Raw genomic sequence first — 25,238 nt, forward strand, 5'->3', positions numbered from 1 at the left:
AAATCCTAACTCAATACTGATAACCCATAAAGTTATCTGCACACCCCAGCCACAAACTTACCCCATAATTGACTGATAAATCCGTCAAAACCCGTAAAAATTCCTACTCAATTCCCTGAAGCCGCCAAGGTACGGGATCGACGGACTGCCCGTGCACGTAAAGTCCCCAATGCAGGTGAGGGCCTGTGGCAGCCCCCGTTGACCCCAGAGCACCAATTACTTGACCGGCTTTCACGACATCGCCTTCCTTGACATCAATCCGGCTGAGGTGCATCAAAATACTTGCTACCCCCTGACCGTGGTCGAGACCAACGACATTCCCGTGGATTTTGAACCCTTGAGATTCGCGTCCCACTAGAGACACCCGACCTGCTGCTGGTGCGACTACAGGGGAACCGTAAGCACCCGCGTAATCGACGCCGCGGTGGTAGTAGTCCTGAGCAAATACCCCATTATAGTATCGGCGAACTCCGTAAATAGTGGTAATTTCGCCGGAGTTGGGGCGCAACAATTTGCCGTCCCAAAATTTTTGGGGTGTCACCAGTGCTTTAAATGCGTCTACGCGATCGAACTCCGCATCTGTACCTTCCTCGTCTTTCCCAGGCGGTAGCCAGATGGATTGAGTGGGAAAATCTCGATCGCGCACTTGCACACTTAGCTTCTGCACTTGTCCGTCACCTGCGACTTGAACAAGGCGGGCACCGGGTTTCTCTGCAGGCGTCGTCGGCAGCAGGGCCCGAAAGCGTCCGTTGCCAATGGGAAACGCAGGGTAGTTTTTCTGCTGTAAAGAAACTTTTGGAGTTTCCCCGCCGTTACCGTCAACCTGAATCATTACTGACAGCGTATCTCCCAGTTGGGGATTTGCCGGCGTCACAACTACCTGCAAAGCTTGCACTGGCAGGGCAAAACTTAGAATACCAGCAACAATTCCCCCGCTCAAAATCGATCTCTTCATGTGTGCGTTCAACAGCCTACACTTCAAAATAGCACGCACAACTCTTTCCGCAATTGATTCGGAGTTGGCTCGATTCACAGTCGCTGTCATGCCCGATATCCTTAATCTTTGTTTAGCTAATGTTACACAAAAATTGCCATCTGAGTACCCTCTCACCTTAGAAATTCAAGCATTATTATGACTCGTGCGAAGTCTGTTAAGTGTCGCCTGTGAAAACTCCAAGCGCAACTAATTATTTTTCTGGTTTTTAGTGTAGCTGCATAAGTCTATACGCTTGGGTTAATGCTTGTCCGAAGAGAGGAACGAAGCAATCCCAGAGTCTATTCTTCCTGACTTTTCTCTGTTGGCATCTATGTTTTAACCGTATTGCTGCATAAGTGATGAATATTTGACGTATATTTTATATAAATGTTATAACCATCGCATCGTACAGATTAATAGTACAGAGGTCAAAATATCATGCCAAACGAGCAGGCTCGACCCGGAGAATATGATGCCATCCTTGGCGGTCAAAATTCAACTCCTTTAGATGCGGCGGTACTCGGAGGAATTGCAGGCGTTAAAAGCCGATTAGCCTCGCCCACCCTTGAAGTGAGGATCGCTGCACTGTCGGAAGCGCTGAAATATGGAGATGCAGGATTAGATTTGATAATGGGAGCATTGCAGGATAAGTCAGTCGAGCTAAAATTAGCTGCCTATTCACTGCTGAAAGATAGGAATGATGAGAAGGTAAAACAATATTTACAAAACTTTTCTAATATATTTGAATTTGAGGCGAGCGCAGTCGATCAGTATGGAAAAGAAAGCAGCCGCCTTAAGTCATTTGCTTTCTGCTTCACCGAAGACCTCGGCCACTCAATTGTGCTGGAAATGGTTTACATTCCCGGTGGTAAATTGATGATGGGTTCGCCAGTAACAGAAGGTGATAGATATAGAGTTTATGAGGAAGGTGGGAAGCCTCAAGTCACAATACCCGCTTTTTATGCAAGCAAATACCCCATCACCCAAGCACAGTGGGAAGCAGTAATGGGAAAGAAAATCAATGAATCGAGTTTCACAGGCGAAAAACTTCCTGTTGAAAATGTATCGTGGCGTTGGGCCTTAAAATTCGGTAGAAAACTCTCGGAAAAAACTGGAAAAAAATATCGTTTCCTGAGTAAAGCAGAATGGGAATATGCTTGTCGTGCCGGTACAACAGCCTCATTTGATGGTAATTTTTTTATGGAAACTATAATAGAAGTTAACCGTAAAGGCAATCATCCCGACCTTGATGCACCGCAGGGTCTTCATCGCCAAATAAAGGAGGTGGGGAGTTTTGGGCCCAATGCTTTTGGACTTTACGATATGCACCGCAAGGTTGCGGAATGGTGCGGCATTAACTTTGGTGATACCGACAAAGGCGCACCAACTGGCGGTATTCTCCCACTCTCAATTCGGATGAACCTTGAGTCTATCCAGCACACAGATTACGATCGCTTCAATCGCATCTTGTACCTGTGTCACAGCCCGTATCGGGAAGGCATCGGCTCTTCTTTGATAGAGGGTTTTCGCGTAGCAATGTCGTCGTATTCTTCCCCATCCTAGTTTTCCCGGTAAGGGATCTTCTCTCTGGCTATTTGGCTCTTTTCTCTGTTGATTCTTTGTAGGGTGCGTCGCCTTCTACAATCTACAGGTTCCAGGGATAATCTGTCAGCGACGCACCATCCAAAAGACGGCGCGATCGAACTGGCGGTTTGCTTTCAACTGCCGCCACCGCACAATCAGATCCGTAACTATTTCCGCACTTAGTCCGCAGTTGCCTCGATTCACAGTCATTACCATCACTAGCTGTGCTTAACGTTTCTCTCGCGGAGATATTTTTAATTATCTAGACTAACTATAGCAATCCGCAATGAGTCGAGAGAAACAGCCGTAGATAAAAATTGAGAATGGCTATAATCTATCACCTATAATTATAGGGATTCAAAGGTAGCAGTGAAACCATCTAAAGTCAAGCATTCTTCCATAAATTCCTCTACATCGTTGACATTCTCAAGCTGATATTCCATGATGCGTTGACCATCGCCTTTCATCTTTTTGGAAGAGAAAGGCGTGGCCGGATATTTGGCAGCGATCGCTTTGAAAGCTTTGGAATGGATATCCCAGCTTGCAGCAGAACATTTTATGATTAAAAGCCACATGATTAAATTACTCCTTGGGTTTGGTTTACTAACAGTCTGGCACCAGTAAAACTTAGCTCGATAGTGCCGACAAATCAAGGGATTCTGTTGTTTGGAAAAAAGCTAAAAGCCGAGCCACTATGCGAGCGACACCACCCTTAACATTAGACTCAACATTCAAAGGCATCACCGGATCGTGGAGTGATAAGCGTAACAGAAACCAGCCGGATTCGCTAGCTGACGTGCAGGAAATTCGCAGACCTTCGTAGTTATTGGGAACGATTTTCCAGTCGGCTTGGGTTGAGACAAATTCTTGCAGTTGCTCAATAACGCGATATCCTTGGGCTTGGAAATCATCCACACCAAGTTTAATCCGAAATTCTGCACTTTCTTCGGGTTCTTTTAAATTTGCAATTAAATCTGGCAAAGATTGATTTGCTAGCTTTGATTTAGCCAATTCAATCAATAATTTGCTGACCAAATAAGCGCCATCATCCAGAAAGTAATTTTCTTTCAAAGCTCCATGTCCAGAGGTTTCAATCGCCAGCCATGATTCCTGTCCGGCTTTATTGAGGCGTATCGACTCGTCAATCACATTTTTGTAGCCGCGTTTAAAGCGATGGTGAATCCCTTTTAAATCTTGTTCGATGAATTGTGTCAAGCCATCAGAGGTGATAGAATCGGTGACAATGGTAGAGCCTGGGTGTTCTTGTAATACGATCGCAGAAATCAAGGCAATTAAGCGATTGCGATTGAGTTCCTTGCCAACTCCATCGACGGCCGCACTGCGATCGACATCGGTATCAAAAATAATCCCAAAATCAGCTTGATGTTCAATTACCGCTTGACAAATTGACTGCATTGCCTGTTTATCTTCGGGATTTGGCACATGATTGGGGAAAGTACCATCTGGTTCTAAAAACTGACTGCCCTTAGTGTCAGCACCTAAAGGTTTTAAGACTTTATCAACATAAAAACCGCCAGCACCATTGCCTGCATCTACAACAATTTTTAATCCTGTTAGCGGTTGCTCAAAATTATCTGGATGATTGACTGATTCCCGGATATTTTTGACAAATTGGTTAGCATAAACAGAGATGAAATCATGCTTTGTAATGTTACCGGGCGATGCGGCTGGCTGAAAGTTATTGCTTTGGGCTAGTGCTAAGATATCTGTAATATCCGGTTTTTGTAACCCACCTTTGGCGGTAAAAAACTTTAAGCCGTTTCGATTAAATGGCAAATGGCTAGCAGTGAGCATAATCGCGCCGTCGCAATCAAAACCAGGGGTAATGGTACTCATAAACATGGCGGGTGTTGAGGCCATTTCAAAGTCGTACACGGTTGCACCAACTGAGGCGATTCCCTCCATGACTGCTTGCATTAAGGTTGGCCCTGATAAGCGACTGTCACGCCCGATCGCGATCGTTAATTCTGTTGCTGATTTATTGAGTTTTTGCGCCAGCCAACTCACAAAGGATTTACCTAAGATTGTCGCAATTTCGGGGGTGAGGTTGACTTTTTCATTGGTAACGCCTTCTAGGGCGATACCGCGAATGTCTGATCCATTTTGAAGTTTTGTCCAGTTGAAGTTTTGCATAATAATTGATGGTAAGTAGAAAGATCGGAGTCGGCGGTTGAAACCGATCGTACAAACTTTGGTCTGCGGCTAGACGGTTCGACTCAGCTTCGCCGAACGTCCTTCGCGGACTAAGAAATAAACAGGGGAGAAATTTGGGATTTGGTATTATTAGTCATTAGGGTGACAGAGTTTTTCAATTCAATCAGCTAATCGGCATTTAAGTTGTATTTAACGAAACAATCCCAGTCTTGTATGTGGGATTTGAGCAACGGCCAAAATATCCAATTGAAATGTTGAACCCCTTACTGGGAATTTTGGCCCCATCACCGCTGAGATTAAGCTCTAATTTCTTAGTCGCGTTCAACGCTGTAAATTGCCTGCAAGCGGAACTCACCATGAGCGGGAACTTCCACAATATCTGTAGCTGCATTGGTCGTTTCTACGCAGAGTAAACGCTGATAATCTGCATCATCAAGGTCGGCCATATTTGCAGAAATTGTCACCCAAGGATTCCACACTACGACGGATTTACTACCCGATGATTTAATGCGAATCCGACGATTTAGGGCGCTATCGTCAATGACTAATTCATTGGTGACATCAAGATAAATGCGATCGACTTCACCTGTTACGACCACTGCACCCACTTGAGTTTTTTCCACACCACCATCAACTTTATCAAGATACTGGCTATTTTCTAAGCCTAAAACCTGCACGCGGTTGATATCGCCGACTTGGAAATAGGTGTGGAAAGCTTGGGTGAGGGGAAATGCTTTGTCGCCTAGATTGCGGGTGATTAATTCTACAGTGAGGCTGGTGCCGATCGTAATTGCGATCGCCAGTTCAAAGGCTTGGGGCCAAATTGCTCTAGTTTCATCGGTATCCTTGAGTCCTAGAGTGACTTTGGTTGCGCCGTCTGGGGTTGTGGCGGTTTCTAGCACATTCCAAAAGCGATTCCGCACAAACCCATGACTCGGACGCCCCAAGGCTTCGGGATCGGGGCCAAACCAGGGCCAACAGATTGGTATACCGCCCTTGATGGCTTTCCCTTCGGCATAGTAGGCTTTTTCGCTGACGAACATCAAGTCTGTGGTTTCAGTGGCTGGTTGAAAGGAGAGCACTTGACCGGAATACACAGAAATTAAGGCTTTGGCTTGACCGTTGTCGATGTGAATCATCGGGAAACCACCGTTTCCGGTGGCGAAGGTGAGGTTCCCGGCAATGCCGTAGTCTGTGTTTAATTGGTCAATACTCATGCTGTTAGCTTGGTTAATTGCTTTACAATTATCCGATATTATGGTTGCTAGATTGATTAGATTGTTGGGTTGGACGGGGGAAGGTGCGATCGACACAACGATGTCCTCAGATAAACGAATTGGGAGTGCCAACCGATCGCGAGGGGATGTGCGATCGAACCCACCGACAAACTTTGCTGATTTCTCCGCAAGCAAGCCGATCGCGTTTAGCCGCGAGCTCGTTGAGGATGGGATGCCCCGATCGCCAGCTTCGGGCCAAACTATGAATCAGCAGCAACGGCTTACCTGTGCAACCTCGAATGTAGTGCATTTCACCAGCCATTCGGTCTCCCGTTGAGCCATTGGGTTAAATTCAGTGGAGTCGATCGACTCTCATGCGCCCCACTTCACAACTCCTGACGAGTCGGACGGATGATAATTTCGTTGACATCGACATCAGCGGGTTGCTCGATAGCATAGGCGAACACCCGGCCGATCGCAAATCCGCTTAATTACCAAGCGCGAGCGTATTGAATTGGAGCAGGCACCGACTGACGTAGTTGCTTCGCAGCCCGCATCGGCCAATAAGGATCGCGCAGCATTTCTCTGGCAAGTAATACCATATCTGCTTGACCTGTACGGATGATGTGGTCAGCCTGCGCGGGTGCAGTAATCATACCAACTGCTCCGGTGGCGATGTTCCCGGAGCGTCGAATGCTCTCGGCAAAGGTAGTTTGATAACCTGCACCCGTCGGAATCTTTACACCCGGTACAATGGCGCCTGAGGAACAATCGATTAAATCAACGCCCAGTGACTTTAATTTATAGCTGAGTACAATACTTTGTTCAATGTCCCAACCATTTGGAACCCAATCGGTTGCAGAAATGCGAACCCAAAGCGGTGTTCGATCCGGCAAAACATTTCGCACCGCTTCTACGACTTCACATAAAAACCGGATGCGATTCTCAAAAGTGCCACCATAGGAATCAGTCCGTTGATTGCTCAAGGGAGACATAAATTCATGCAGTAGGTAGCCGTGAGCCGCATGAATCTCTATTACGTCAAATCCGGCTTCGAGGGCGCGTTGGGCTGCGCTGACAAAGAGTGTTGTCTGCTTCTGAATGTCTTCGATACTCAGAGCGATCGGGGCGGGGGTACCGGGTTCAAATGGAATGGCGCTAGGCGCGATCGTAGTCCATCCTCCTTGAGATTCCGAAACCACACCGCCGCCATCCCACGGAGCTGCTGTACTGGCTTTTCGACCTGCATGAGCAAGTTGAATTCCAGCAACCGCACCGTTGCGGTGAATTAACTCGACGATTCGCGCCAACATTTCAATGTGAGCATCTTGCCAGATTCCCAAATCTTGTGGCGTAATTCGTCCTTCAGGCTCGACTGCTGCTGCTTCAGTCATCACCAGCCCCGCCCCTCCTACGGCTCGACTGACGAGATGAACCAGATGCCAATCATTCGCGAACCCATCAACACTGGAATATTGACACATGGGAGAAACTGCAATGCGATTTCGGAAACTAACGCCACGTTGATCGAATGGCTCAAATAAATGGGACATGGTTGTAAACCCGTGATTTATAAAATGCTAAAGATGTCAAGCACAGACTTTCTTGACGCTGGAAAGTTGACTGACTTCATTCCACCAAGTCGGCAGTTTCGGAGTTTGAGCGATCGTTGCTTCGTACTCTGGGGTTTGCGATAGGTAGGTGAAGACCCGAATTACGTAGAAATCGGCAATACTCAGTTCGTGACCGAGGAAATATGGGTGTCCTACAGTTAGGGACTCGATCGCCTCTAGCGCAGTCTTTACAGGTGCGACGGCAGCTTTGTCCAACCTACATCCCGAATGGACTTGTCATTTTGAGGTATCAAGAGAAACGACAAAATTACTTGTCTAAAACCTAAATCTTTATTGTTAGCAAAACCGGGGATTACTAGACTAAAACACACAAGTGCTTTAGTAATTATCCAGTATATCGGGTAAATCCGCAAGCAGGGCCTGAATAAATAAAAAATATTTTAACTAATTCTTTTTACCGATCGCCGATCTGTGAACGTACACCGTGATCAAACCACTCACTACAAAAAGGTAATTAAAATCACTCCACCCCGCCTGAAATAAATTTAAAAAAGTAACTTGATTTAATCTATCCACCCTCATCGGGTTGAGGTGAAAAATTACCCCCAATCAAGCCCCAATGCCTCGATCATCAACTTGCAAGAGGTTAAGCTTTTTGTGAGGAGAGAAACTCTTGGGTATCAAAAAATACCGGGTTATATAGTTGCAGTTGCCCTGGCTCACCAACTACAGTCAACTAACTAAACATAGTCAACACATTAGACACTATAATATAACTTTATACTTTTTTCATAAAGTTGTGCAAGAAGACTTCCGACTGATCGTTGACTTAGTTCTAGTTCTCGCTGCTGCCGCAGCAGGAGGACTCTTTGCATCGCTGTTGCGACAGCCGGTAATTCTCGGCTATCTCCTAGGAGGGATCGTAGTTGGGCCGGCCGGTTTGGGGCTGATTAAAGAATTAATTCAGGTAGACACCCTGGCTGAATTCGGGGTTGCTTTTCTGTTATTTGCCTTGGGAGTGGAATTTTCTTTCGCCGAACTCCAGAAAGTTAAAGCCATTAGTTTGGGCGGGGGGGGCTTGCAAATTGTGCTGACGATCGCCATTACTACTGCAATTTCCTTGGCTGTAGGGTGGGTAGAATCGCCTGCTCAAGGCGTGTTTTTAGGAGCGATTCTGTCGCTTTCCTCGACCGCAGTTGTACTCAAGTGCTTGATGGAGCGCAATGAAGGCGGTACTTCCCACGGTCAAGTCATGCTGGGAATATTAGTAGTTCAAGATTTGGCTTTGGGGCTAATGCTAGCAGTTTTGCCGGCACTCAACCAGCCAGCAGAAGCGATCGGCATGACGGTAGCGTGGGCCCTGCTGCGAATCGGGTTATTTGCTGCCGGTGCTGTAGTCGCTGGCATTTGGATGGTACCGCAGTTGCTGCGCTACCTCGCGAAAACAGAAAGTCGGGAACTGTTTTTGCTGGGAGTTGTGGTTTTGGCTTTAGGGATTGCGCTGCTTACAGAATATTTGGGTTTTTCGATCGAGATGGGCGCATTTGTGGCGGGTTTAATGATTTCGGAGGTGGAATATGCCGACCAAACTCTAACTTATGTCGAGCCTTTGCGAGATATTTTTGCATCCTTATTTTTTGTCACCATCGGAATGTTAATTGACCCGGTGTTTCTGTGGAACCATCTAGAAGTAATTCTGGGACTGGTATTTATAGTATTTGTCGGCAAATTCTTGATTATAACGCCGATCGTCCGACTATTTGGCTATCCGCTAAAAACAGCATTGATCGCAGGTTTGGGCTTAGCTCAAATAGGAGAATTCTCCTTTGTACTAGCTAGTGCCGGCCAAGCTATGGGGCTGGTTTCGCGGAACGTTTATCTATTAATTTTAGGAACGACAGCCGTCACCCTCGTGCTGACTCCGTTTGTGTTGAGAAGCGTGCCGCAGTTATTGAAATGGGCGGAAAAATTCGGGCCTTTGCAGCGCTATTTTGACGAAACATCTCAACCTGTGGCAATAGCTGAAACTTTGCCGGAACAAAATTATGTTGTGGTTTGCGGCTACGGGCGAGTCGGCAGAATTTTAGTCAAAATGCTGCAAAGCCGCAACTGTTCAGTTGTGGTGATCGACGAGTCAGAAAGTAGAATTCAAGACTGCAGAATGCAAGGAATTCCTTACATTTACGGGAATGCTGCCAGTTGGCACGTATTGGAAGCGGCCCGGGTGGAACGGGCAAAAGCAATGGCGATCGCCCTTCCCGATCCCATGAGCACTCGCTTGTGTCTGAAGCGGGCTTTAGAATTAGTCCCGGATTTGGATATTGTGGTGCGCGCTAACCAAGATAAAGACATCGAACTGCTTTACCAACTGGGGGCCTGGGAAGTCGTGCAGCCGGAGTTTGAGGCGAGTTTAGAACTGTCTGCCCACTTGCTGGCTGGCATCGGGATCTCGGCAACCGCGATCGCGCGGGAAGTGCAGCAAATTCGCAGCAGCCGCTATCTGGAATTGCGGCCACCGCGCGAACCTTTGGCGGTTTCGCGGGATTTGAAAGTGGCGGTTCGAGATATGAACAGCGAGTGGTACAACTTGCCGTCGGGTTCTCCCATCGCCAGCATGACTCTGGAAGAAACTAACTTGCGGCAGTTGACAGGGGTCAGCGTAATGGCGATCGTCCGCAAAGATGGCGAGGAAATTGATTATCCCAACGGCAAGACTGCTTTGCAGTCGGGCGATCGGCTTTTTGTAGTGGGAGAACCGGAAGAACTCATCAGTTTTGAGTTGCTGGCGAAGGGGGAAGTTGCAGTGCCGCAGGGCGACAGTTCTTGCCAGTGGCTGAGGCTGCCAGCAAACAGCCCTTGGGCGGGCAAAAAACTATCAGAGGTAGATTTGCTGGGCCAGTACGGGGTGCAGGTGCGGGCGATCCGCCGGGAAGGGAAATTTACTCGCTGGCCCGACGGAACTAGCAATTTGCAAGAAGGCGATCGTTTGCTGCTGTGCGGCGGCTTCTACGAGCTCGGCTTGATGCAGCGGACGGCCTCACCGCCGGTGCCGCAACCTGCTTTAAAGCTGCCTTTTGTCGCCGCCCAAGTCAGCGAAAAGCTGTTTAGCGATTAGTCAGCGGGCAGTTGGCAGTTGGCAGTTGGCAGTTGGCAGTTGACTGTGGTGAGCTTTCCAGCGAACAGTCAACAGTCAACAGTCAACAGTCAACAATGCCCCATGCCCCATGCCCCATGCCCCATTCCCCACTCTCAGCCGTTGGGTTTGAGATAAGCAATTGCTGGCCGCGAGATCAGAATTTGTGTTTCTGATGGATCGAGGAGGCAAATGCAGCTATTATCCTGCCAAAAAATTCTGCCAGCTACTAAGTCGCCGGTCAGGAGTTTGATCTCCACCTGTTGTTTGTCTTTGATGTAGCTTTGTATTAAGCGAACGCTGGGCAATCCGGTCTCAAATTCAGACATAGTTCAGAAAAATATAGTCAAATATTACCTTAAACCATATTCTTCTGTTTATATCGTTTAACCCTTACTGTCGCAATTACAAGTGCCTGTACCCGATGAGGGAGAAACCCATTGGCAGTTACTTTTCTACCGATATTCATTGAGCCATTGACATCAGCATTAATTAGATATCCCTGTAGAGTTATAAAAATTATATTTGTTGATATTTGACGAGAAAGGACTATAAATTGCAGAAAGTTTTATAATACTGGGAAATGGGTAATTTGGCGATCAAATTATCTAATCAGTTTTAACCAAAAGAGGTTTGTTTTTATGCCGATCGAGTTTGCGAAGTATCACGGACTGGGAAATGATTTTATTCTGATTGACAACCGCCACTCGTCAGAACCAGTGATCACGCCAGAACAAGCTGTGGAGTTGTGCGATCGACATTTCGGGATTGGCGCAGACGGTGTGATATTTGCTCTTCCGGGTCAAAACGACACTGACTATACGATGCGGATTTTTAACTCCGACGGTTCGGAACCAGAAATGTGCGGCAACGGGATTCGCTGTTTGGCTAAGTTTATCGCCGATTTGGAAGGGTCTGAAATTCACCCCCCCCAACCCCCCCTTGCTAAGGGGGGGAGTGAATCGAAAGAAATTGACCCCTCCGTTGTTAAGGGGGGGAGTGAATCTAAGACTGAGTACCGGATTCACACCGGTGCGGGCGTTATTATCACCGAATTGCGATCGGACGGTCAGGTGAAGGTGGATATGGGGGTTCCCCGGCTGCTGGCTGCGGAAATTCCGACAACTTTGGCTGCACCGGATGCCAAAGTTATTGATGTGCCGATCGAAGTTGCTGATAAATCTTGGTCTGTTACCTGCGTCAGCATGGGCAATCCTCACTGCATTACTTTTGTAGAGGATGTTTCGGCTGTTGCTTTAGAAACTGTCGGGCCTCAATTCGAGCACAACAAAGCCTTCCCGCAGCGTACCAATACGGAATTTATTCAAGTGATACGTTCGGACTATGTAAAAATGCGGGTGTGGGAAAGAGGCGCGGGTGTTACTCTAGCTTGTGGGACTGGTGCTTGTGCTGCTGTGGTAGCTGGGGTGTTGGTAGGGAAGTGCGATCGGGCAACTGCGGTTGAACTCCCCGGCGGCGTTTTGGAAATCGAATGGGCAGAAGTTTCTGGGCGGATTTACATGACCGGGCCGGCACAGCGAGTATTTACTGGTTGTATTAGTCATTAGTCATCAGTCATCAGTTATTAGTCATCAGTCATTAGTCAGAAGGATTTTTTTGTTGAATTAACAAACAATAAAAATTATTGAATTCAAAATTTTTATTGCATTCTGGGCAATGCCTTCCGCCTTCAGAATTTATTGGCTGCGGACTGAAGACTGAAGACTAATAACTAAGCCTGAAATCTAAAATCTAAAATCTAAAATCTAAAATCTAAAATTAAGTAGGTGGGCTTGCATGGCTGGAGGTATTTATCTGATTCAGGACGACGACAGGCTGGTAGAAATGATGGAACAGCCCTACGACTCGGAAGACCAGTTACAAGACTTGCTAGTAACTTATCCTAATTTGATCGCGGGAGACCAAATCGATCGGGCTACGGCGCGGAGGTGGCTGTTAATTTCGCGGGAAGCTGCACCCAGCGATGAGGAAACAGCGGTGCAGTGGTCGCTGGATCATTTGTTTCTCGACCAAAATGCCGTTCCTACTTTGGTGGATGTCCGGCGAACTCCTAATGCCGAACTGCGGCAAAAAGTTTTGGGTCAGTCGATCGACTATGCTGCTAATGCGTTGGTTTACTGGCCCATCGATTCAATTATTGCTCTGTTTGAAGCTAATTGTCGCGATCGGGGTCGCGATCCAGAACAGATTTTTGAAGAGTTTCTCGGTGCAGATGCTAATGAAGACAGATTTTGGCAGAAGGTTAAAACTAATTTGCAAGCGGGTAAAGTTCGCTTAGTGTTTGTAGCTGACGAGATTTCCGCTGAAATGCGCCGAGTTGTGGAATTTCTCAACGAACAAATGGACCCGGTTGAAGTTTTGGCCCTGGAAATTAAGCAGTATGTAAGTGAAGATGGCCTCAAAACTTTGGTTCCTAGAGTGATCGGTCAGACAGCGGAAGCACAGCAGAAAAAATCCAGCGCAACACGCGAAAGACGGCGCTGGGATGAATCTTCATTTTTTGCGGAAATCAAAGCTAGACGGGGCGCGGACGAGGCGCAAATGGCAAAAGCAATTTACCTTTGGGCAAAAAGTCAAGAACCCGAAGTTCAAATCCACTGGGGAACGGGGGACGCTTACGGCGGTTTCGCCGCTCAATTGCCTCAAAGGGGAAGAAAACCCTATCAGCTATTCACTGTAGATATTGCTGGCAGAATGGAGATTTCTGCTGACAATTACGGTTCCGGGCCGCCGTTTAATGCGGAAGAAAATTGGCTGGAATTGAGAAGCAAGCTGAGTTCGATCGGTCTGTCGCTACCTATAGAACCGGGCGAGAGAAGGTCGCCGAGTCTAGCTTTGTTTACTTTGCAAGATGAATCGGCCCTCAAGCAAGTTATGCAAACTTTTGACTGGATTACTAATGAAATAAAAAAAGCGTAGTTATTGGGAATTGGGATAGGGCATGGGGCATGGGCATTGGTGTCAACTGAAGCTTTTGGTCCACCAGTCCTCCCGCCCACCCGTCAGTCCGCCAGGGAATGAATTCCCTGTCTAATAGCTAAAGTCCTCTCAAAGAGGACTAATGAGTTCTTCAGTCCTCTTTGAGAGGACTTTAGCTTTGAGGCAGGGGTTTAAACCCCTGCCGGACTATCGGTTTGATGTTAAGTTGACACCAATAGGGCATGGGACGCAGCCTACTTACTTCACTTTCTTGAGAACCGCTATAAATGGTTTCAGAGAAAAGTTAAGAGCGTAGAAGGGGAAGTTCCGGTTAAAATAGCTCACCAAAACAAGTGGATTAAGTTTATGATGGTGTTTGAACTTTTTGCACAACTTGTGGGAATTCAAGAGTCATTTTATATTGGTTTTTCGTCCGGGGAGGATAACGAACATTATTTTGTTATGCAAAGACATGAATTTCATCAAGAAGATGCTCTTCCTAACCTAAAGAGTGTCTACTGGGAGATAGACGATCAGTCTTGGGGAGAATATGGAGGAATTAAAGAAGTTACTTTAAACCGCGAACGCTTAATTGTTCATTTCGATCGTTCAAGACCCAATCCTCATACAAATTGCGATGAGGCAAGAATTGCTTTTTCTGTAAATGATTCAGAATTTCAGAAGTTGCAGAACACCTTGCAGAAGATAATGCTGGGTTATGAGGATAGGTTGAATTTAATTAATTAGTCAATTGCGTCAAGATTGTACTTGAAAGTCAATGCCCAATTCCCATGCCCTATGCCCCATGCCCCATGCCCAATAACTAATATCGAATATTTGCTTGTTTCAAGCGCCGCAATGCTTCTCCCAGTCGATCGCAATCTGCAATTAAACTAATTCTCACATATCCTTCGCCGCCCGGCCCAAAAGCATTGCCAGGAGTCACAACAACACCCGTTTGCTGCAAAACATTCAGGGCAAAATCAGTCGAACTCATGCCCGGAGTGCAGGGAACCCAAAGATACATTGCAGCCAGAGGTTTAGGAATATTCCACCCTAATTCTGCCAATCCTTCCACCATGAAATCCCGGCGAGTCCTGTAACGATTCTGCACTTCGTGCAAGTAACTATCGGGCAATTGCAGTGCTGTTTCCGCTGCTGTTTGCAATGCGGAAAATATACCGTAATCTAGGTTAGTTTTTAATGTCCGCAAACCTTGAATAATCTTGCTATTTCCTACTACAAAACCGACACGCCAGCCGGCCATATTGTAAGTTTTGGACATGGTGTGAAATTCAACACCGATTTCTTTCCCGCCGGGAATTTCTAATAAACTTGTCGGTTGATAGCCGTCAAAGGCTAATTCCGCATAACACAAGTCGTGAACCAGCAAAATTTGATGTTTGTGTGCGAAAGCAACAATATCTTTGTAAAATTCGCGGGGTGCTGTTGCTCCAGTCGGATTACTGGGATAATTAAAGTAGAGTATTTTGGCTTGTTCGGCTACGCTGTCGGGAATGTCGGCTAAGTCAATTACCCAGTCGTTTTCTGGTTTGAGGATGATGTTGTGAACTTTTGCACCAGCGATAATCGGGCCGCGAAATAATACGGGATAAGCAGGACTTGGTACTAATATTAAGTCGCCGGGATTTATGTAGGCGATCGCAAAATGTGCTAGACCTTCTTTAGAACCCAACAGAGGCAATGCTTCGCTTTCTGGATCGAGTTCAACGTTGTAGCGGCGGCTGTACCATTTAGTAATAGTACGGCGGAAACTGGCAGTTCCTTCAAAGGGTGGATAGCCGTGATTGGCAGGATTTTGGATGGCTGCGACGGCGGCTTCTACTACTGGTTGAGGAGTGGCACCGTCGGGGTTTCCCATTCCTAAGTCTATTAAATCGAGTCCTTGTTCGCGGGCGCGGGCTTTGAGTTCGTCGAGACGGGCAAATACGTAGGGCGGTAGTTTTTGCAACCTGTCAGCAGGGCTAATCCAATCCAAGGTCATTTATTTTTTGTCAGTTGTCAGTTTTCCTGGTTTGTAGTAAGGACTTTCGTCCTTGCTAGCACAGCCTTTTCAGGACTTTAGTCCTTACTACAAACTGTTTTAATTCTTAATCTTTAATTCTCCCACAGGTGCGGTGGTAGAAACCATCGCTGCCATTAATTGTTGGGGAACAACTTTAAAAGGCAGTCTGTGGATGTCGGAATTAGGATTGCAGGCTATGTCGGCGGCGCGCTGCAATTCTGTGATGGTAATGTCTCCGAGTCCGAGGTTGTCTAAAGTTTGGGGCAATCCAATCTCGGCGTAGAATTTTAGCAGTTGCTGTCTGGCGGTGGCGGCGAGTTGATTGTTTTGCAGCATTTCTTCTAGTCGCAGTTGTACTAAAATGCCGTAAGCAACTTTTTCGCCGTGCAATGTGCCGTGACTTGCTAATAAATGAGTTAGGCCGTTGTGGACGGCGTGGGCGGCGACGGTGCGACATTGAGCGCCGCCAATTCCGCCGATTACTCCTGCTAGCAATACGGCTGCATCTGTGACTTCTTGCCAGGTTTCGCTACCGGGTTCTTTGAGGGCTGCGGCTGATTTTTGGAATAAAATATCGCGCAGTATTCTAGCTTGTTGGACGGCCGAAATTATCAGGGTTTGTTCGGAGTGTCCGCTGCTGACTGATGCTTCGTACCATTTGGCGATCGCATCTCCAATTCCTGCTACTAATGTCCGCTGCGGTGCGGTTTGAATTAAGCCGTAGTCGAGTATTAATAAATCGGGACATCTGGCTAATGTGACATCGTATTGGAATGCACCTTGTTCTGAATAAATGTTAGAAAGGGCTGTCCAAGCCGCACAGGTGGCTGCTGATGTGGGTATTGTGACGATCGGGATTTTGCACTGATGGGCGACGAGTTTGGCTGCGTCTAAGGCTTTGCCGCCACCAACTCCGATGATGAAGTCGGCTTGATGGGTTTGGGCTGCTTCGCGGAGGGTTTCGAGGCTGATTTCGCTGCAATCCTTGCCGTATGCTGTTTCGGCGGATTTTAACTGCTGCTGTTCGAGGATTGGTTGCAGGTAGGGTTGGGCGGCGGCGAGGGAGTTGCTGCCGCCGACGATTAGCGGGCGCTTTCCGAAACGGGCGATCGCATCTCCGGCTTGTGCGATCGCCGATCGACCCCGCAATACACAGGCGGGAGCAATTGTCAAGGAATAAATGGCAGTTGGGGTGGCGGTTTTAGTGCTTTGGGTTTGAGTCATCGAACCACTGGATAAGTGACGAGAAGGTTGACGCTTTGCAGGATTGCTGGATTTTCTAGGATAACTCTAACCCATGTTGGGCGATCGGGTAAGTTTTGTAAAGTTTTTATTAAGTATTGTGCGGGGTTGGGGCATGGGAGGGGGGAGTTGAGGCGAGTTGGGGAGTTGAGGGCGATCGAACTATCATTAGAATTGAGGCTTAACGTACAAATCCCAGACTTGTTTCACTGCTGTTGCATCTGGTTGAGAAATTTGCCCGATTTTCTTTAGCAATAAAGACTTTTCCAGACAATCTAATCTAGACAAGCGTACTGTTGAAGCAACGCGCAAACCGCTGGCAGACCAATCATTAAGAAATACATCAGTTTGGCTGCGGGGTTTGGCAGAGGTGACGGCGGCTGCTACAACATCCTCGCCATCCAACCACAGCAAAAGTATGGGGCGTTTTTTAGAGTCTGCGCCGTTTGTAAAAGGAATATTTGCCACCCAAAAATCACCAGGTTCAATAGTCGTCATAAAGTCCTTCGTCTTCGGGTGCGTAACCTTTCAAAAAAGCGTCGTGGCTGCGAGTAGTAGCTGGGTCAATTAAATAGTCTTCGCCGTCTAGTAGGGAGCGCTGGAGAGGCGGTGTTTCTGTTGGCGAAGGGCGAGATTCTGAACTTAGGCTAAACTGGTTTGTCGGTTGTGCTTTGTACAAGAGGAATTGCACAAAATCGAGCACTTCCTCTTGTTTTTCTCTCGACAGAAGCCGCAAATTTTCTGACACGGTTTGTTCGATATTAATAGTGGGTTTCATTGGATTTTCACCCTTCAGCTTTGTTAGATTTCTGCGTTACCTACATATATTATCACGACTCTCAAAGGTGAGAGCGTTCTTAATTCTAGCCAGTCCAACAATATAACCGACCACAGTTCCTCACCTATTTGATTTTAATCATTGGAACTCGGCTGCTTTTTCCGGCCAAACACACCCGACATACTTAAACCAGTCACTAGCAAACCTATCATTCCCAAGCCGTTTAAAATCGGGTAAATTGCTTGCAGGTGAAAGATTTCACCTGTATGAATTTTTAACAAAAATCTCGATGAAATTTCAATACCGAGCGGCCACTCTCGGACAATAGTTATGACCATTCCAGTCACGACAGTCAGCGCGATCGGCAAAGCAACAATAAGGCCTAGAATGCGGTGGTACTTGCGAAATACTCTCTTCATAGTGGTTGAAAGTTTGGGAATACTGAGGTTATATAAGAAGCGAGCGTTGAGTGCTTGTTTCTGAGTAATTGCGAAACTCTAACTAGAAACAGGCACTCACTACTTAATTTTAAGACTTGGGAATGCTATTAATCGTCGTTTCCAGCAACTGCAATTCAGCAATTACTTTGTCTTTAGTTGGCTGAGACTTTTTGAGTTCATCCGTCACTTTTTCGGCGGTTTCTTCAACTGCATCGTAGCTTTTGGGAGCTTTAGCTTTGATGCCGTCTTCAACCTTCTTCCAAGAATTCTCGAATGTGCCAAATTCCGTTTTGGCTTTGGCAAAGTTTCCAGCCTGAACTGCTGCTTTGGTACTGGAAACCACACCACTCAATTCTGCATAGTTTCCCTGGGATGCTGCTTTCTCAGTTTTTACAGCAGTAGCAGCAGGAACCGGGGCGGGTGAAGTTGGCGGAGTGGAAGCTTCTTTAGCGCTGTCGCAACCAGCCAAAGCTAGAAGGCTGATGGCGCTAAGGACAAGGATTTGATTAAAACGAGCCATGAACAATCCTCACATAGATCGATACTAAAATCTATTGTGTCACAAAGAAAATCAGATCGGTGGGAATCAATCAACATCCTGCGGAATAGTAAATTTTGAAGATGGAAGGCGGCTGATAGTTTGGTAGGTTTGGTAGGTTTGGGTTGAGAGAGGAAACGCCACTAGATGATGGTTTGCCACTGTTAACCTGAATCCAGTGCCAGCCAACCTACTGACTACCCTCTTGTGTGTTTTATGTTCAGAAAGCTAATTCGGGCGATCGACATTCCTGATTTTATGGACGATAATCAACACAGATAATTAAGCCTATCACTAATTCTTGCACAACCGTTTCAGAAACTTTTCCGATACATCTGACAAATCGCTCAGTAGTTACACTCCGAACTTGCAAAACATTGCCTGCTGAGTCTGCGTCTAAACAGTTTTCTTCAGTTCGCTGAATGAGAATCATGAAAGGGCGATTTTGAAATTTAGGTTGCCATGTAGCCACAGGAATTATAATCCGCATGGGGATAGAACTAAACATTTCCGAACTAATCACAACCGCAGGACGTGTTTTCTGAATTTCTTGTCCTCGCGTGGGATCGAGTTGTACCAGCCAAACCTCTCCTCGTTTTGGGTTAGCAGTCATACTCAGTCTCCCAGTCTTCGCCATCGAGTGCCGAAAACTCAGTTAATTCAGGATATGTCAAAAAATCTTCGGCTGTAGCAGGTATAAATGGTGCTAGTATTTTATGGCGTTCTGCTATTGGCAGGGTAGCAATTTCTCTAAGTGATAGCTTGAGACTAGGTTCGGTTGTTGACGAACTGTTAGACTCAGAACTTTCGCTGGATAAGTGCTGTTTCTGTTCCGTTTTTTGCACCAGGAATTGTGCAAATTCGAGCAATTCTTGTTGTTTATCAGTTGGCAACTGTCGCAAATTCTCTAACAGTGCTTGCTCAAAATTAATTGTTTCTGACATTTCAATTACCTTTCCTAAGCGTTTATCGGTTTATTTCTCATGCAGTCAAGTTTGGTAGTTCCCTGTTTGCCAATCGCGCCATAATTGTCATCTTTCCCTGTTACTTCACCCATCACACCGCCAAATCTTGATACTCTCATCATTACTGCCACTAACCAGAGTGTTTCCATCCGGGCTAAAACAGACAGAATTAACCCTGGCTGAATGTCCAGTGAGAGTGTGAATTTCCTCTCCTGTTTTCAGATTCCAAAGCTTGATAGTATTGTCATTACTTCCACTCGCAATAATTTTTCCATAGGCACTAATAGCTACAGACAAAACTAATTCTGAATGTCCTCTGAGAGTGCGAATTTTCTCTTGTGTTTTCAGATTCCATATTTGGATTGTATGGTCATAGCTGCCACTAACAAGAGTTTGTCCATCCGAGCTAATCGCAACAGAAAAAGCTGGCTTTGAGTGCCCTCTAAGAGTGCAAATATTCTGTCCGGTTTTCAGATTCCACAGTTTGATAGTATTGTCCCAACTACCACTAGCTAGAGTTTGTCCATCAGGGCTAATAGCGACAGAACAAACCAAATTTAAATGCCCTGTAAAAGTGCGAATTTCTCGCCTATTTTTTACCTCCCAGATTTTGATAGTGTTATCATTACTCCCACTAACAAGAGTTTCTCCGTCTGGACTAAAAGCAAGAGACCGAGTTAAACGTGAGTGACCCTTGAGAGTGCTAATTTCTTGTCCAGTTTCCAGATTCCACAGCTTAATTTGTTTGTCATAACTTCCAGTGGCTAAAAATTTGCTATTAGGGCTAATGGCAACGCAATAAACCGCACCTGAATGCCCTGAGAAATTACGAATCAGCTCTCCTGTATGGAGATTCCAAAGTTTGCTGCAATTTCCACTGCTGTTACTAGCAAAGGTCTTGCCATCTGGACTAATAACTACGCAATCAACAGATGACTGACCTACGCGATTAGTTTTGACACATTTGAAAGAGTGAGTTTTTCTAAGGATTTTTTCTTCTATTGGTTGTTGGCGTTGGGCTTCAGCTTTGGCAGCTTCTTCTATTGGTTGTTGGCGTTGGGCTTCAGCTTTGGCAGATTCTTTTATTTGTTGTTGGCGTTGGGCTTCAGCTTTGGCAGCCTCTTGAGATTGACGTTCAGCCTCTACTTGCTCAATCAGCTTTTTCAACTCCTCTTCATACTGTTCTCGCTGTCGCCGCTGAATATCCTGAAGAATATCAAAATAAGGTTTTACCCACTCTTCTGCTAATCCATCTTCAGCCAATTCATCCCTTAAATTAAACAACTGAGGTTCATAGCAGGGGTCAATATTGAGATAATACAAATCTGCTAAAAATCCCGCCAGTAACTTGTGAATTGCCACAATCAACTGCCGAATCATGCGGAGGGCTTTTTTCTCACTTACTCCAGATGCTAAAAGTGCATCTTTTGCCTCTTCCCAGTCAAAAACTTTGGTAGAAAACAGGGAGACTTCCTGATTATTGATAAATCCCCAAAAGCCGACGCGAAAAGTTACGGCATAGTCGCTGATATCGCTATATAAAATTGTAGTAGGAACCGGAGATAAAATTCGCTGCAAGCGTTCCACATCAATATCACCAATCGACTCTGTGAAATAGTCGCTATAAAACTTAACTGGGCGTAAGACATCCTGTTGAGGATAATGCTGTCTGAGAAAATCTCCCACACTTCTCATCTCAATTGGCAAATCTTCACAGAAGGTTTCCGGGCATCGCTTGCTAATTTTGGGCGGTGATAGTAAGATTAAGAGGCGGTGTTGCTGCTGAAGTAAAATCTGCTTAGTTTCCTCTCGATTCAACTTAGAAAACCAAGTATCTTTATCCCAAATCGTTTGAATTTCAGCCAGCTTGACCTGAATATCCTTTGCTTGCAATTCCCGCATCAAATCCCGCTGCAAGGCTGCCAACTTCAGTCTGTCTCGCTGTTCCTGTTCCTGCAACTCAAGGCGGCGAGCTGTTTGTGCTACTGTTAGCTTTAACAATTCCCTATCTCTGGTATCTTTGGCTTTCGCGTATTCCAGCATTTCTTGAGAATAACGCTGTTTTGCTCGCTCTATCTCAGTCGAATCAGATGAGTTATTGGGAGCGGGAATCAGGATATCTCGGTACTTTTGAGAGTTATTGCCGAAGGCTTCTCCTAGTTTGTAGCCAATATTTCTGGCAATGGGTGAGAGGACTTCCGAGATGTAGGGAGCGATAGCGAGGAGGACATTTGCGAACATAAATGTGCGTGAGGATGCAGTTATTAATAGTGTAGCAACTTGTCGTTTGGGAGGAGGAATGTAACCAACTCAATCTTTTTTTTGATCACTCTCTATCGTGGCTAAATCACGGATTAATTTTCTAGCTGTGCGATTAGCACGCACAATGTGTGGGGGATGATCGCTTGCTTGATAGAAATAGAGCGCATCATTGAATTTAACTTTATCGACGCTTCTGCTTTTTCCTTGAGCTTCAATGCTTTTGCCTCTAGTAACAGCAACCGTTATGGGAGCAATAAATTGCTTTTTGGAAACTTCTTTTTCTGCCAAACTGCTCCTCCGTTTTTGGATAAATTGTGGCAATTCTGACGTTCGCAGAAGGGCATCTAAATAATTGCCTAACCGCGATTCATAGGGATTTAGAACCCGCTGGTGCAATTGACTCTTATAAAAAACCTGGTAATCATCTCCAAGTTCTCTTTTAAGTTGACACCACAAACTAATCCCTTTTCTTTCAAAAGCTCTCTCTTCCTTAATAGTGGCAAAACCAGCCGAAGCCGGATCATTCCAGTCAATAATTCCATCATAAATCTTTTGCCAATTGAGTAAACGTTCAATTGTGGCTTCACTCAGCGGTAATTCTGTGGGAGCGATATCGCCACCATCATCCATATCCCACAGCGGATAACAATCAAAATCAGCCATCAGCTTAATTCTTTGCACCATTACTGTCTCTCCCGAAGTAAACGCTGGATTATATCTTTTCTGGTAGGGTTAGCCCCGACAATATAGCCATTCTCACCGACACTTATTGAAATGTATTGAACTGCACCGTTGAACTCACTTTCATAGACATCTCGCTTACGCTTAGTCCCTTGATTTCCTATAATTATGCCGCTAGTGACAGCACTCATTATAGCATCAATAATCATGTCTTCGGGAATTCCCCTGTTGGCAAAGTCATTAGCGTGATCCTTGCGAATGTGTTGCCACCCAGAACGATCATTACCAATCTCCAAAAAAACAATTTTACCATCCGACAATCTGGCAATCCCCAGAATGTCATCTGGGTTATGCTTAACTCCAGTGGCCTGCAGTTGGGCGATTAACTCCTCTCTCTCAACCTCATCCGTCAATGAAACTACCTCTAAACGTGCGATAATTTGATATTATCACCAACTCCCTAATCTGACCTAAAAATCAACCGCAACCTACCGCACTGAAAGCGACTCGATGGGAGACAAATAAATCCCATCTAATGTCTATTATGGCATCCAAACTCTAAGGGCTATTGAAATTTTCCCGAGCGGCGGCATTAAGCCTTTATCAACTTACGTTGATGCTTGTCTTTTAATTAAGAAAGCCACGGCGATCGCCAATGGCAAATTTGGCTGCATTCCAGAAGACATCAGTCAAGCAATTGTGCAAGCAGCAGATGAAATCATAGCTGGCAAATTGCGGGAGCAATTTGTAGTTGATGTCTACCAAGCCGGGGCCGGAACTTCTCACCAGATGAATGTTAATGAAGTTCTTTCAAATCGCGCTTTAGAAATTATGGGCGATGAAAAAGGTACTTACAAGCGCGTTAATATTGTACGAGGTCTATTATGCAACGCTGACTAAACATCTTTTTGAACCTCTATGCGATAGTTGTAGCCCTGTTCGGTGAGGAATAGTTGGCGGTGTCGGGCAAAATCTTCCTCGCAAGTTTGTAGCGATACTAATGTATAAAAGCTGGCATTGTGTCCGTCGGGTTTGGGGCGGAGAATTCGTCCGAGGCGCTGCGCTTCTTCTTGGCGAGAACCATACTTTCCCGATACTTGAATCAACACATCGGCATCGGGTAAATCGACGGCAAAATTGCCCACGCGAGATAGAATTAATCCCGGAATCTCTTTGTGACGGAATGCTTCGTATAACCGATCGCGATCTGCCTGTTTTGTCTTCCCCGTAATCAGAGGCAATTCGGTAATTTTGGCGATCGCATCTAACTGTTCCAGAAATTCACCGATGATTAAAATGCGATGTCCCGCCTCTTTTTGCAATAAACTTTGTACCATATCCAACTTACCCGGATTTTCAGCAGCAATGCGAAACTGTTGGCGGCGGGGCGCTAGGGCATAGGCCATTTTTTGCGCCTCATTTTGGGCGACGCGGATTTCGGTACAATTGGCAGTGGCAATAAATCCCTGTCCTTCCAATTCGCGCCAAGGTACGTCATAACGCTTGGGCCCAATCAACGTGAATACATCGCCTTCTTTCCCGTCTTCGCGAATCAATGTCGCAGTTAAACCTAACCTGCGTCGTGCTTGTAATTCAGCAGTAATCCGAAATATCGGTGCAGGTAATAGATGGACTTCATCATAAATAATCAGTCCCCACGATTCCGCATTAAACAACTCGAAATGCGGGAATTCATCATCTTTATTCGATCGATAACTTAGCATTTGGTAAGTCGATAGGGTGACAGCAGCCGTCTGTTTGGTGACACTGCTGTACTCAGCGATCGCATCCTCAGTTAAGCTCGTTTTGTCTAATATTTCCCTGCGCCACTGGTGCACTGAAGTCAAACTGCTGGTGAGGATGAGTGTCTTTTGCTTTACCAAACTCATCGCTAACATCCCGACTATGGTTTTACCAGCCCCGCACGGTAGGACGATCGTCCCACTTCCACCTTTTACCTCCCCGTCCTGATAGAATGCCTCTGCTGCTTCTTGTTGATAAGCACGCAACTTAAATGCCAAGTCCCCTAAAGTACGATCGCGCAAAGAAATCCCTAATTCGGCACCCTCAACATATCCAGCCAAATCTTCTGCCGGATAGCCTACCGCTAGTAAAGCTTGCTTGAGTACGCCGCGATTCCCGGCATCGACTTGAAAGCAAAGATCCGAGATGCGCTTGCCCAACATTGGTTTGACGCGATCGTCCCGTACCAGCAATTCCGCTAGGGGCAAATCGGCAATTCGCAGTTGTAAATCGGGGCGACGCGCATCGATTCTTTCAATTACAGTTAATCCATACCGCGCCCCCAACAGTTCAATTTCCTGCGCTACGGACTCAGGAATGGCATACTTGGCATACTTTCGCAAAGCTGCGATCGCCTCTTCAACTGGCATTCCCGCCGCCCGCGCATTCCACACGCTGAGGGGCGTGATGCGATAGGTGTGGATGTGTTCGGGACTTTTGATTAATTCGGCAAAGGGGGCGATCGCTTCTCGCGCCTGTTGTGCTGTGGGAGCGTGAACTTCTAGTAAGATCGATCGATCGCTTTGCACGATCAAAGCATTTTCGGGAACATAATTCATAGGTTGTTGCGATCGCAGATAAAAGGCAGATAAAAGGCAGATAAACGCAGATAATTTTAATTGGTTGTATAGCAATCCTTGCAGGAGTCGTAATTTTTTTACCCCACCCCAACCCTCCCCTTGGT

27 protein-coding genes are annotated in these 25,238 nt (G+C 46.1%); 6 read left to right on the forward strand and 21 right to left on the reverse strand.

Annotation, left to right across the window (positions count from 1 at the left end; genetic code table 11):
* Window positions 1-103: 103 nt before the first annotated feature.
* Entirely contained in the window at window positions 104-955 is an 852-nt protein-coding gene (locus QUA78_RS03515; protein ID WP_333305453.1) for a M23 family metallopeptidase, read from the reverse strand.
* A gap of 459 nt (window positions 956-1,414) precedes the next feature.
* Here QUA78_RS03515 and QUA78_RS03520 point away from each other — a divergent pair, with 459 nt between their 5' ends.
* Window positions 1,415-2,539: a formylglycine-generating enzyme family protein gene (locus QUA78_RS03520; protein WP_333305450.1), complete on the forward strand. Its 1,125-nt coding sequence runs from the start codon at window positions 1,415-1,417 to the stop codon at window positions 2,537-2,539.
* Between the two features lie 105 nt (window positions 2,540-2,644).
* Here QUA78_RS03520 and QUA78_RS03525 read toward each other — a convergent pair whose 3' ends face one another.
* The 7 genes from QUA78_RS03525 to QUA78_RS03560 form a co-directional block, all read right to left on the reverse strand.
* Complete coding sequence (locus QUA78_RS03525) at window positions 2,645-2,770, reverse strand: hypothetical protein (RefSeq protein WP_333305448.1); 126 nt, start codon at window positions 2,768-2,770, stop codon at window positions 2,645-2,647.
* A gap of 137 nt (window positions 2,771-2,907) precedes the next feature.
* Window positions 2,908-3,135 (reverse strand): hypothetical protein, encoded by a 228-nt coding sequence (locus QUA78_RS03530; RefSeq protein WP_333305446.1) that lies wholly within the window; start codon window positions 3,133-3,135, stop codon window positions 2,908-2,910.
* A gap of 52 nt (window positions 3,136-3,187) precedes the next feature.
* Window positions 3,188-4,714, reverse strand: a complete 1,527-nt coding sequence (locus QUA78_RS03535; RefSeq protein ID WP_333305444.1) for a phosphomannomutase/phosphoglucomutase — start codon at window positions 4,712-4,714, stop codon at window positions 3,188-3,190.
* Between the two features lie 332 nt (window positions 4,715-5,046).
* On the reverse strand, window positions 5,047-6,084 hold the full coding sequence (locus tag QUA78_RS03540; protein WP_333398590.1) for a D-hexose-6-phosphate mutarotase: 1,038 nt from the start codon (window positions 6,082-6,084) through the stop codon (window positions 5,047-5,049).
* On the reverse strand, window positions 6,059-6,274 hold the full coding sequence (locus QUA78_RS03545) for a hypothetical protein (protein WP_333398591.1): 216 nt from the start codon (window positions 6,272-6,274) through the stop codon (window positions 6,059-6,061). The genes QUA78_RS03540 and QUA78_RS03545 overlap by 26 nt, the downstream gene beginning before the upstream one ends.
* A gap of 169 nt (window positions 6,275-6,443) precedes the next feature.
* On the reverse strand, window positions 6,444-7,505 hold the full coding sequence (locus QUA78_RS03555) for an NADH:flavin oxidoreductase/NADH oxidase (RefSeq protein ID WP_333305438.1): 1,062 nt from the start codon (window positions 7,503-7,505) through the stop codon (window positions 6,444-6,446).
* 36 nt (window positions 7,506-7,541) lie between these two features.
* On the reverse strand, window positions 7,542-7,781 hold the full coding sequence (locus QUA78_RS03560) for a glutathione S-transferase domain-containing protein (RefSeq protein WP_333305436.1): 240 nt from the start codon (window positions 7,779-7,781) through the stop codon (window positions 7,542-7,544).
* A 544-nt stretch (window positions 7,782-8,325) separates the two neighbouring features.
* On the opposite strand from QUA78_RS03560, the gene QUA78_RS03565 reads away from it, so the two are divergent.
* Window positions 8,326-10,641 (forward strand): cation:proton antiporter domain-containing protein, encoded by a 2,316-nt coding sequence (locus QUA78_RS03565; RefSeq protein WP_333398592.1) that lies wholly within the window; start codon window positions 8,326-8,328, stop codon window positions 10,639-10,641.
* A 134-nt stretch (window positions 10,642-10,775) separates the two neighbouring features.
* On the opposite strand, the gene QUA78_RS03570 is transcribed toward QUA78_RS03565, so the two are convergent.
* Window positions 10,776-10,988 carry an Hfq-related RNA-binding protein gene (locus QUA78_RS03570; RefSeq protein ID WP_333057289.1) on the reverse strand — a complete coding sequence of 71 codons (213 nt, stop codon included), beginning with the start codon at window positions 10,986-10,988 and terminating at the stop codon, window positions 10,776-10,778.
* Window positions 10,989-11,300: 312 nt separating this feature from the next.
* Between QUA78_RS03570 and dapF the strand changes: the two genes are divergently transcribed.
* The 3 genes from dapF to QUA78_RS03585 all read left to right on the forward strand — a co-directional run bounded on the left by dapF (window position 11,301) and on the right by QUA78_RS03585 (window position 14,346).
* The gene (gene dapF / locus QUA78_RS03575; protein ID WP_333299811.1) at window positions 11,301-12,227 is read left to right on the forward strand and encodes a diaminopimelate epimerase; all 927 of its coding nucleotides are present in this window, start codon (window positions 11,301-11,303) and stop codon (window positions 12,225-12,227) included.
* A gap of 229 nt (window positions 12,228-12,456) precedes the next feature.
* A complete protein-coding gene (locus tag QUA78_RS03580; RefSeq protein ID WP_333299810.1) occupies window positions 12,457-13,599 on the forward strand; it encodes a hypothetical protein in 1,143 nt (380 codons plus the stop codon).
* Window positions 13,600-13,965: 366 nt separating this feature from the next.
* Complete coding sequence (locus QUA78_RS03585; RefSeq protein WP_333299809.1) at window positions 13,966-14,346, forward strand: Imm10 family immunity protein; 381 nt, start codon at window positions 13,966-13,968, stop codon at window positions 14,344-14,346.
* Between the two features lie 76 nt (window positions 14,347-14,422).
* Here QUA78_RS03585 and QUA78_RS03590 read toward each other — a convergent pair whose 3' ends face one another.
* From QUA78_RS03590 to QUA78_RS03640, 11 genes are all read right to left on the reverse strand, one after another.
* Window positions 14,423-15,604 carry an aspartate aminotransferase gene (locus QUA78_RS03590; protein ID WP_333299808.1) on the reverse strand — a complete coding sequence of 394 codons (1,182 nt, stop codon included), beginning with the start codon at window positions 15,602-15,604 and terminating at the stop codon, window positions 14,423-14,425.
* A gap of 99 nt (window positions 15,605-15,703) precedes the next feature.
* Window positions 15,704-16,849, reverse strand: a complete 1,146-nt coding sequence (locus tag QUA78_RS03595; protein ID WP_333299807.1) for an iron-containing alcohol dehydrogenase family protein — start codon at window positions 16,847-16,849, stop codon at window positions 15,704-15,706.
* 186 nt (window positions 16,850-17,035) lie between these two features.
* Window positions 17,036-17,365 carry a type II toxin-antitoxin system PemK/MazF family toxin gene (locus QUA78_RS03600; RefSeq protein WP_333299806.1) on the reverse strand — a complete coding sequence of 110 codons (330 nt, stop codon included), beginning with the start codon at window positions 17,363-17,365 and terminating at the stop codon, window positions 17,036-17,038.
* A complete protein-coding gene (locus QUA78_RS03605) occupies window positions 17,352-17,645 on the reverse strand; it encodes a hypothetical protein (RefSeq protein WP_333299805.1) in 294 nt (97 codons plus the stop codon). Before QUA78_RS03605 ends, QUA78_RS03600 begins: the two co-directional genes overlap by 14 nt.
* Window positions 17,646-17,779: 134 nt before the next feature.
* Window positions 17,780-18,064, reverse strand: a complete 285-nt coding sequence (locus QUA78_RS03610; RefSeq protein WP_333299804.1) for a peptidase — start codon at window positions 18,062-18,064, stop codon at window positions 17,780-17,782.
* A 109-nt stretch (window positions 18,065-18,173) separates the two neighbouring features.
* Window positions 18,174-18,605: a hypothetical protein gene (locus QUA78_RS03615; RefSeq protein WP_333299803.1), complete on the reverse strand. Its 432-nt coding sequence runs from the start codon at window positions 18,603-18,605 to the stop codon at window positions 18,174-18,176.
* 274 nt (window positions 18,606-18,879) lie between these two features.
* Window positions 18,880-19,236 carry a type II toxin-antitoxin system PemK/MazF family toxin gene (locus QUA78_RS03620; RefSeq protein WP_333299801.1) on the reverse strand — a complete coding sequence of 119 codons (357 nt, stop codon included), beginning with the start codon at window positions 19,234-19,236 and terminating at the stop codon, window positions 18,880-18,882.
* Window positions 19,226-19,567, reverse strand: a complete 342-nt coding sequence (locus QUA78_RS03625; RefSeq protein WP_333299800.1) for a DUF2281 domain-containing protein — start codon at window positions 19,565-19,567, stop codon at window positions 19,226-19,228. The genes QUA78_RS03620 and QUA78_RS03625 overlap by 11 nt, the downstream gene beginning before the upstream one ends.
* 105 nt (window positions 19,568-19,672) lie before the next feature.
* The gene (locus QUA78_RS03630) at window positions 19,673-21,829 is read right to left on the reverse strand and encodes a WD40 domain-containing protein (RefSeq protein ID WP_333299799.1); all 2,157 of its coding nucleotides are present in this window, start codon (window positions 21,827-21,829) and stop codon (window positions 19,673-19,675) included.
* Window positions 21,830-21,898: 69 nt separating this feature from the next.
* Window positions 21,899-22,534, reverse strand: coding sequence for a hypothetical protein (locus QUA78_RS03635; protein ID WP_333299798.1), 636 nt, complete (start codon window positions 22,532-22,534; stop codon window positions 21,899-21,901).
* Window positions 22,534-22,944, reverse strand: coding sequence for a hypothetical protein (locus QUA78_RS03640; RefSeq protein WP_333299797.1), 411 nt, complete (start codon window positions 22,942-22,944; stop codon window positions 22,534-22,536). The genes QUA78_RS03635 and QUA78_RS03640 overlap by 1 nt, the downstream gene beginning before the upstream one ends.
* 112 nt (window positions 22,945-23,056) lie before the next feature.
* Between QUA78_RS03640 and QUA78_RS03645 the strand changes: the two genes are divergently transcribed.
* Window positions 23,057-23,431: a lyase family protein gene (locus QUA78_RS03645; protein WP_333299815.1), complete on the forward strand. Its 375-nt coding sequence runs from the start codon at window positions 23,057-23,059 to the stop codon at window positions 23,429-23,431.
* Here QUA78_RS03645 and QUA78_RS03650 read toward each other — a convergent pair.
* Window positions 23,428-25,113, reverse strand: a complete 1,686-nt coding sequence (locus QUA78_RS03650; RefSeq protein WP_333299796.1) for a DNA repair helicase XPB — start codon at window positions 25,111-25,113, stop codon at window positions 23,428-23,430. The genes QUA78_RS03645 and QUA78_RS03650 overlap by 4 nt on opposite strands.
* Between the last annotated feature and the right edge of the window lie 125 nt (window positions 25,114-25,238).

Source organism: Microcoleus sp. K4-B3 (genome assembly GCF_036704615.1).
GTDB lineage: Bacteria > Cyanobacteriota > Cyanobacteriia > Cyanobacteriales > Microcoleaceae > Microcoleus.

Coding starts and splice junctions, on each gene's coding strand:
- QUA78_RS03570 (WP_333057289.1), bottom strand. CDS start 10,988: ATGTCTGAATTTGAGACCGGATTGCCCAGCGTTCGCTTAATACAAAGC.
- QUA78_RS03595 (WP_333299807.1), bottom strand. CDS start 16,849: ATGACTCAAACCCAAAGCACTAAAACCGCCACCCCAACTGCCATTTAT.
- QUA78_RS03635 (WP_333299798.1), bottom strand. CDS start 22,534: ATGGTGCAAAGAATTAAGCTGATGGCTGATTTTGATTGTTATCCGCTG.
- QUA78_RS03515 (WP_333305453.1), bottom strand. CDS start 955: ATGAAGAGATCGATTTTGAGCGGGGGAATTGTTGCTGGTATTCTAAGT.
- QUA78_RS03600 (WP_333299806.1), bottom strand. CDS start 17,365: ATGACGACTATTGAACCTGGTGATTTTTGGGTGGCAAATATTCCTTTT.
- QUA78_RS03555 (WP_333305438.1), bottom strand. CDS start 7,505: ATGTCCCATTTATTTGAGCCATTCGATCAACGTGGCGTTAGTTTCCGA.
- QUA78_RS03610 (WP_333299804.1), bottom strand. CDS start 18,064: ATGAAGAGAGTATTTCGCAAGTACCACCGCATTCTAGGCCTTATTGTT.
- QUA78_RS03650 (WP_333299796.1), bottom strand. CDS start 25,113: ATGAATTATGTTCCCGAAAATGCTTTGATCGTGCAAAGCGATCGATCG.
- QUA78_RS03630 (WP_333299799.1), bottom strand. CDS start 21,829: ATGTTCGCAAATGTCCTCCTCGCTATCGCTCCCTACATCTCGGAAGTC.
- QUA78_RS03535 (WP_333305444.1), bottom strand. CDS start 4,714: ATGCAAAACTTCAACTGGACAAAACTTCAAAATGGATCAGACATTCGC.
- QUA78_RS03590 (WP_333299808.1), bottom strand. CDS start 15,604: ATGACCTTGGATTGGATTAGCCCTGCTGACAGGTTGCAAAAACTACCG.
- QUA78_RS03615 (WP_333299803.1), bottom strand. CDS start 18,605: ATGGCTCGTTTTAATCAAATCCTTGTCCTTAGCGCCATCAGCCTTCTA.
- QUA78_RS03605 (WP_333299805.1), bottom strand. CDS start 17,645: ATGAAACCCACTATTAATATCGAACAAACCGTGTCAGAAAATTTGCGG.
- QUA78_RS03520 (WP_333305450.1), top strand. CDS start 1,415: ATGCCAAACGAGCAGGCTCGACCCGGAGAATATGATGCCATCCTTGGC.
- dapF (WP_333299811.1), top strand. CDS start 11,301: ATGCCGATCGAGTTTGCGAAGTATCACGGACTGGGAAATGATTTTATT.
- QUA78_RS03545 (WP_333398591.1), bottom strand. CDS start 6,274: ATGGCTGGTGAAATGCACTACATTCGAGGTTGCACAGGTAAGCCGTTG.
- QUA78_RS03580 (WP_333299810.1), top strand. CDS start 12,457: ATGGCTGGAGGTATTTATCTGATTCAGGACGACGACAGGCTGGTAGAA.
- QUA78_RS03625 (WP_333299800.1), bottom strand. CDS start 19,567: ATGTCAGAAACAATTAATTTTGAGCAAGCACTGTTAGAGAATTTGCGA.
- QUA78_RS03525 (WP_333305448.1), bottom strand. CDS start 2,770: ATGACTGTGAATCGAGGCAACTGCGGACTAAGTGCGGAAATAGTTACG.
- QUA78_RS03585 (WP_333299809.1), top strand. CDS start 13,966: ATGATGGTGTTTGAACTTTTTGCACAACTTGTGGGAATTCAAGAGTCA.
- QUA78_RS03620 (WP_333299801.1), bottom strand. CDS start 19,236: ATGACTGCTAACCCAAAACGAGGAGAGGTTTGGCTGGTACAACTCGAT.
- QUA78_RS03530 (WP_333305446.1), bottom strand. CDS start 3,135: ATGTGGCTTTTAATCATAAAATGTTCTGCTGCAAGCTGGGATATCCAT.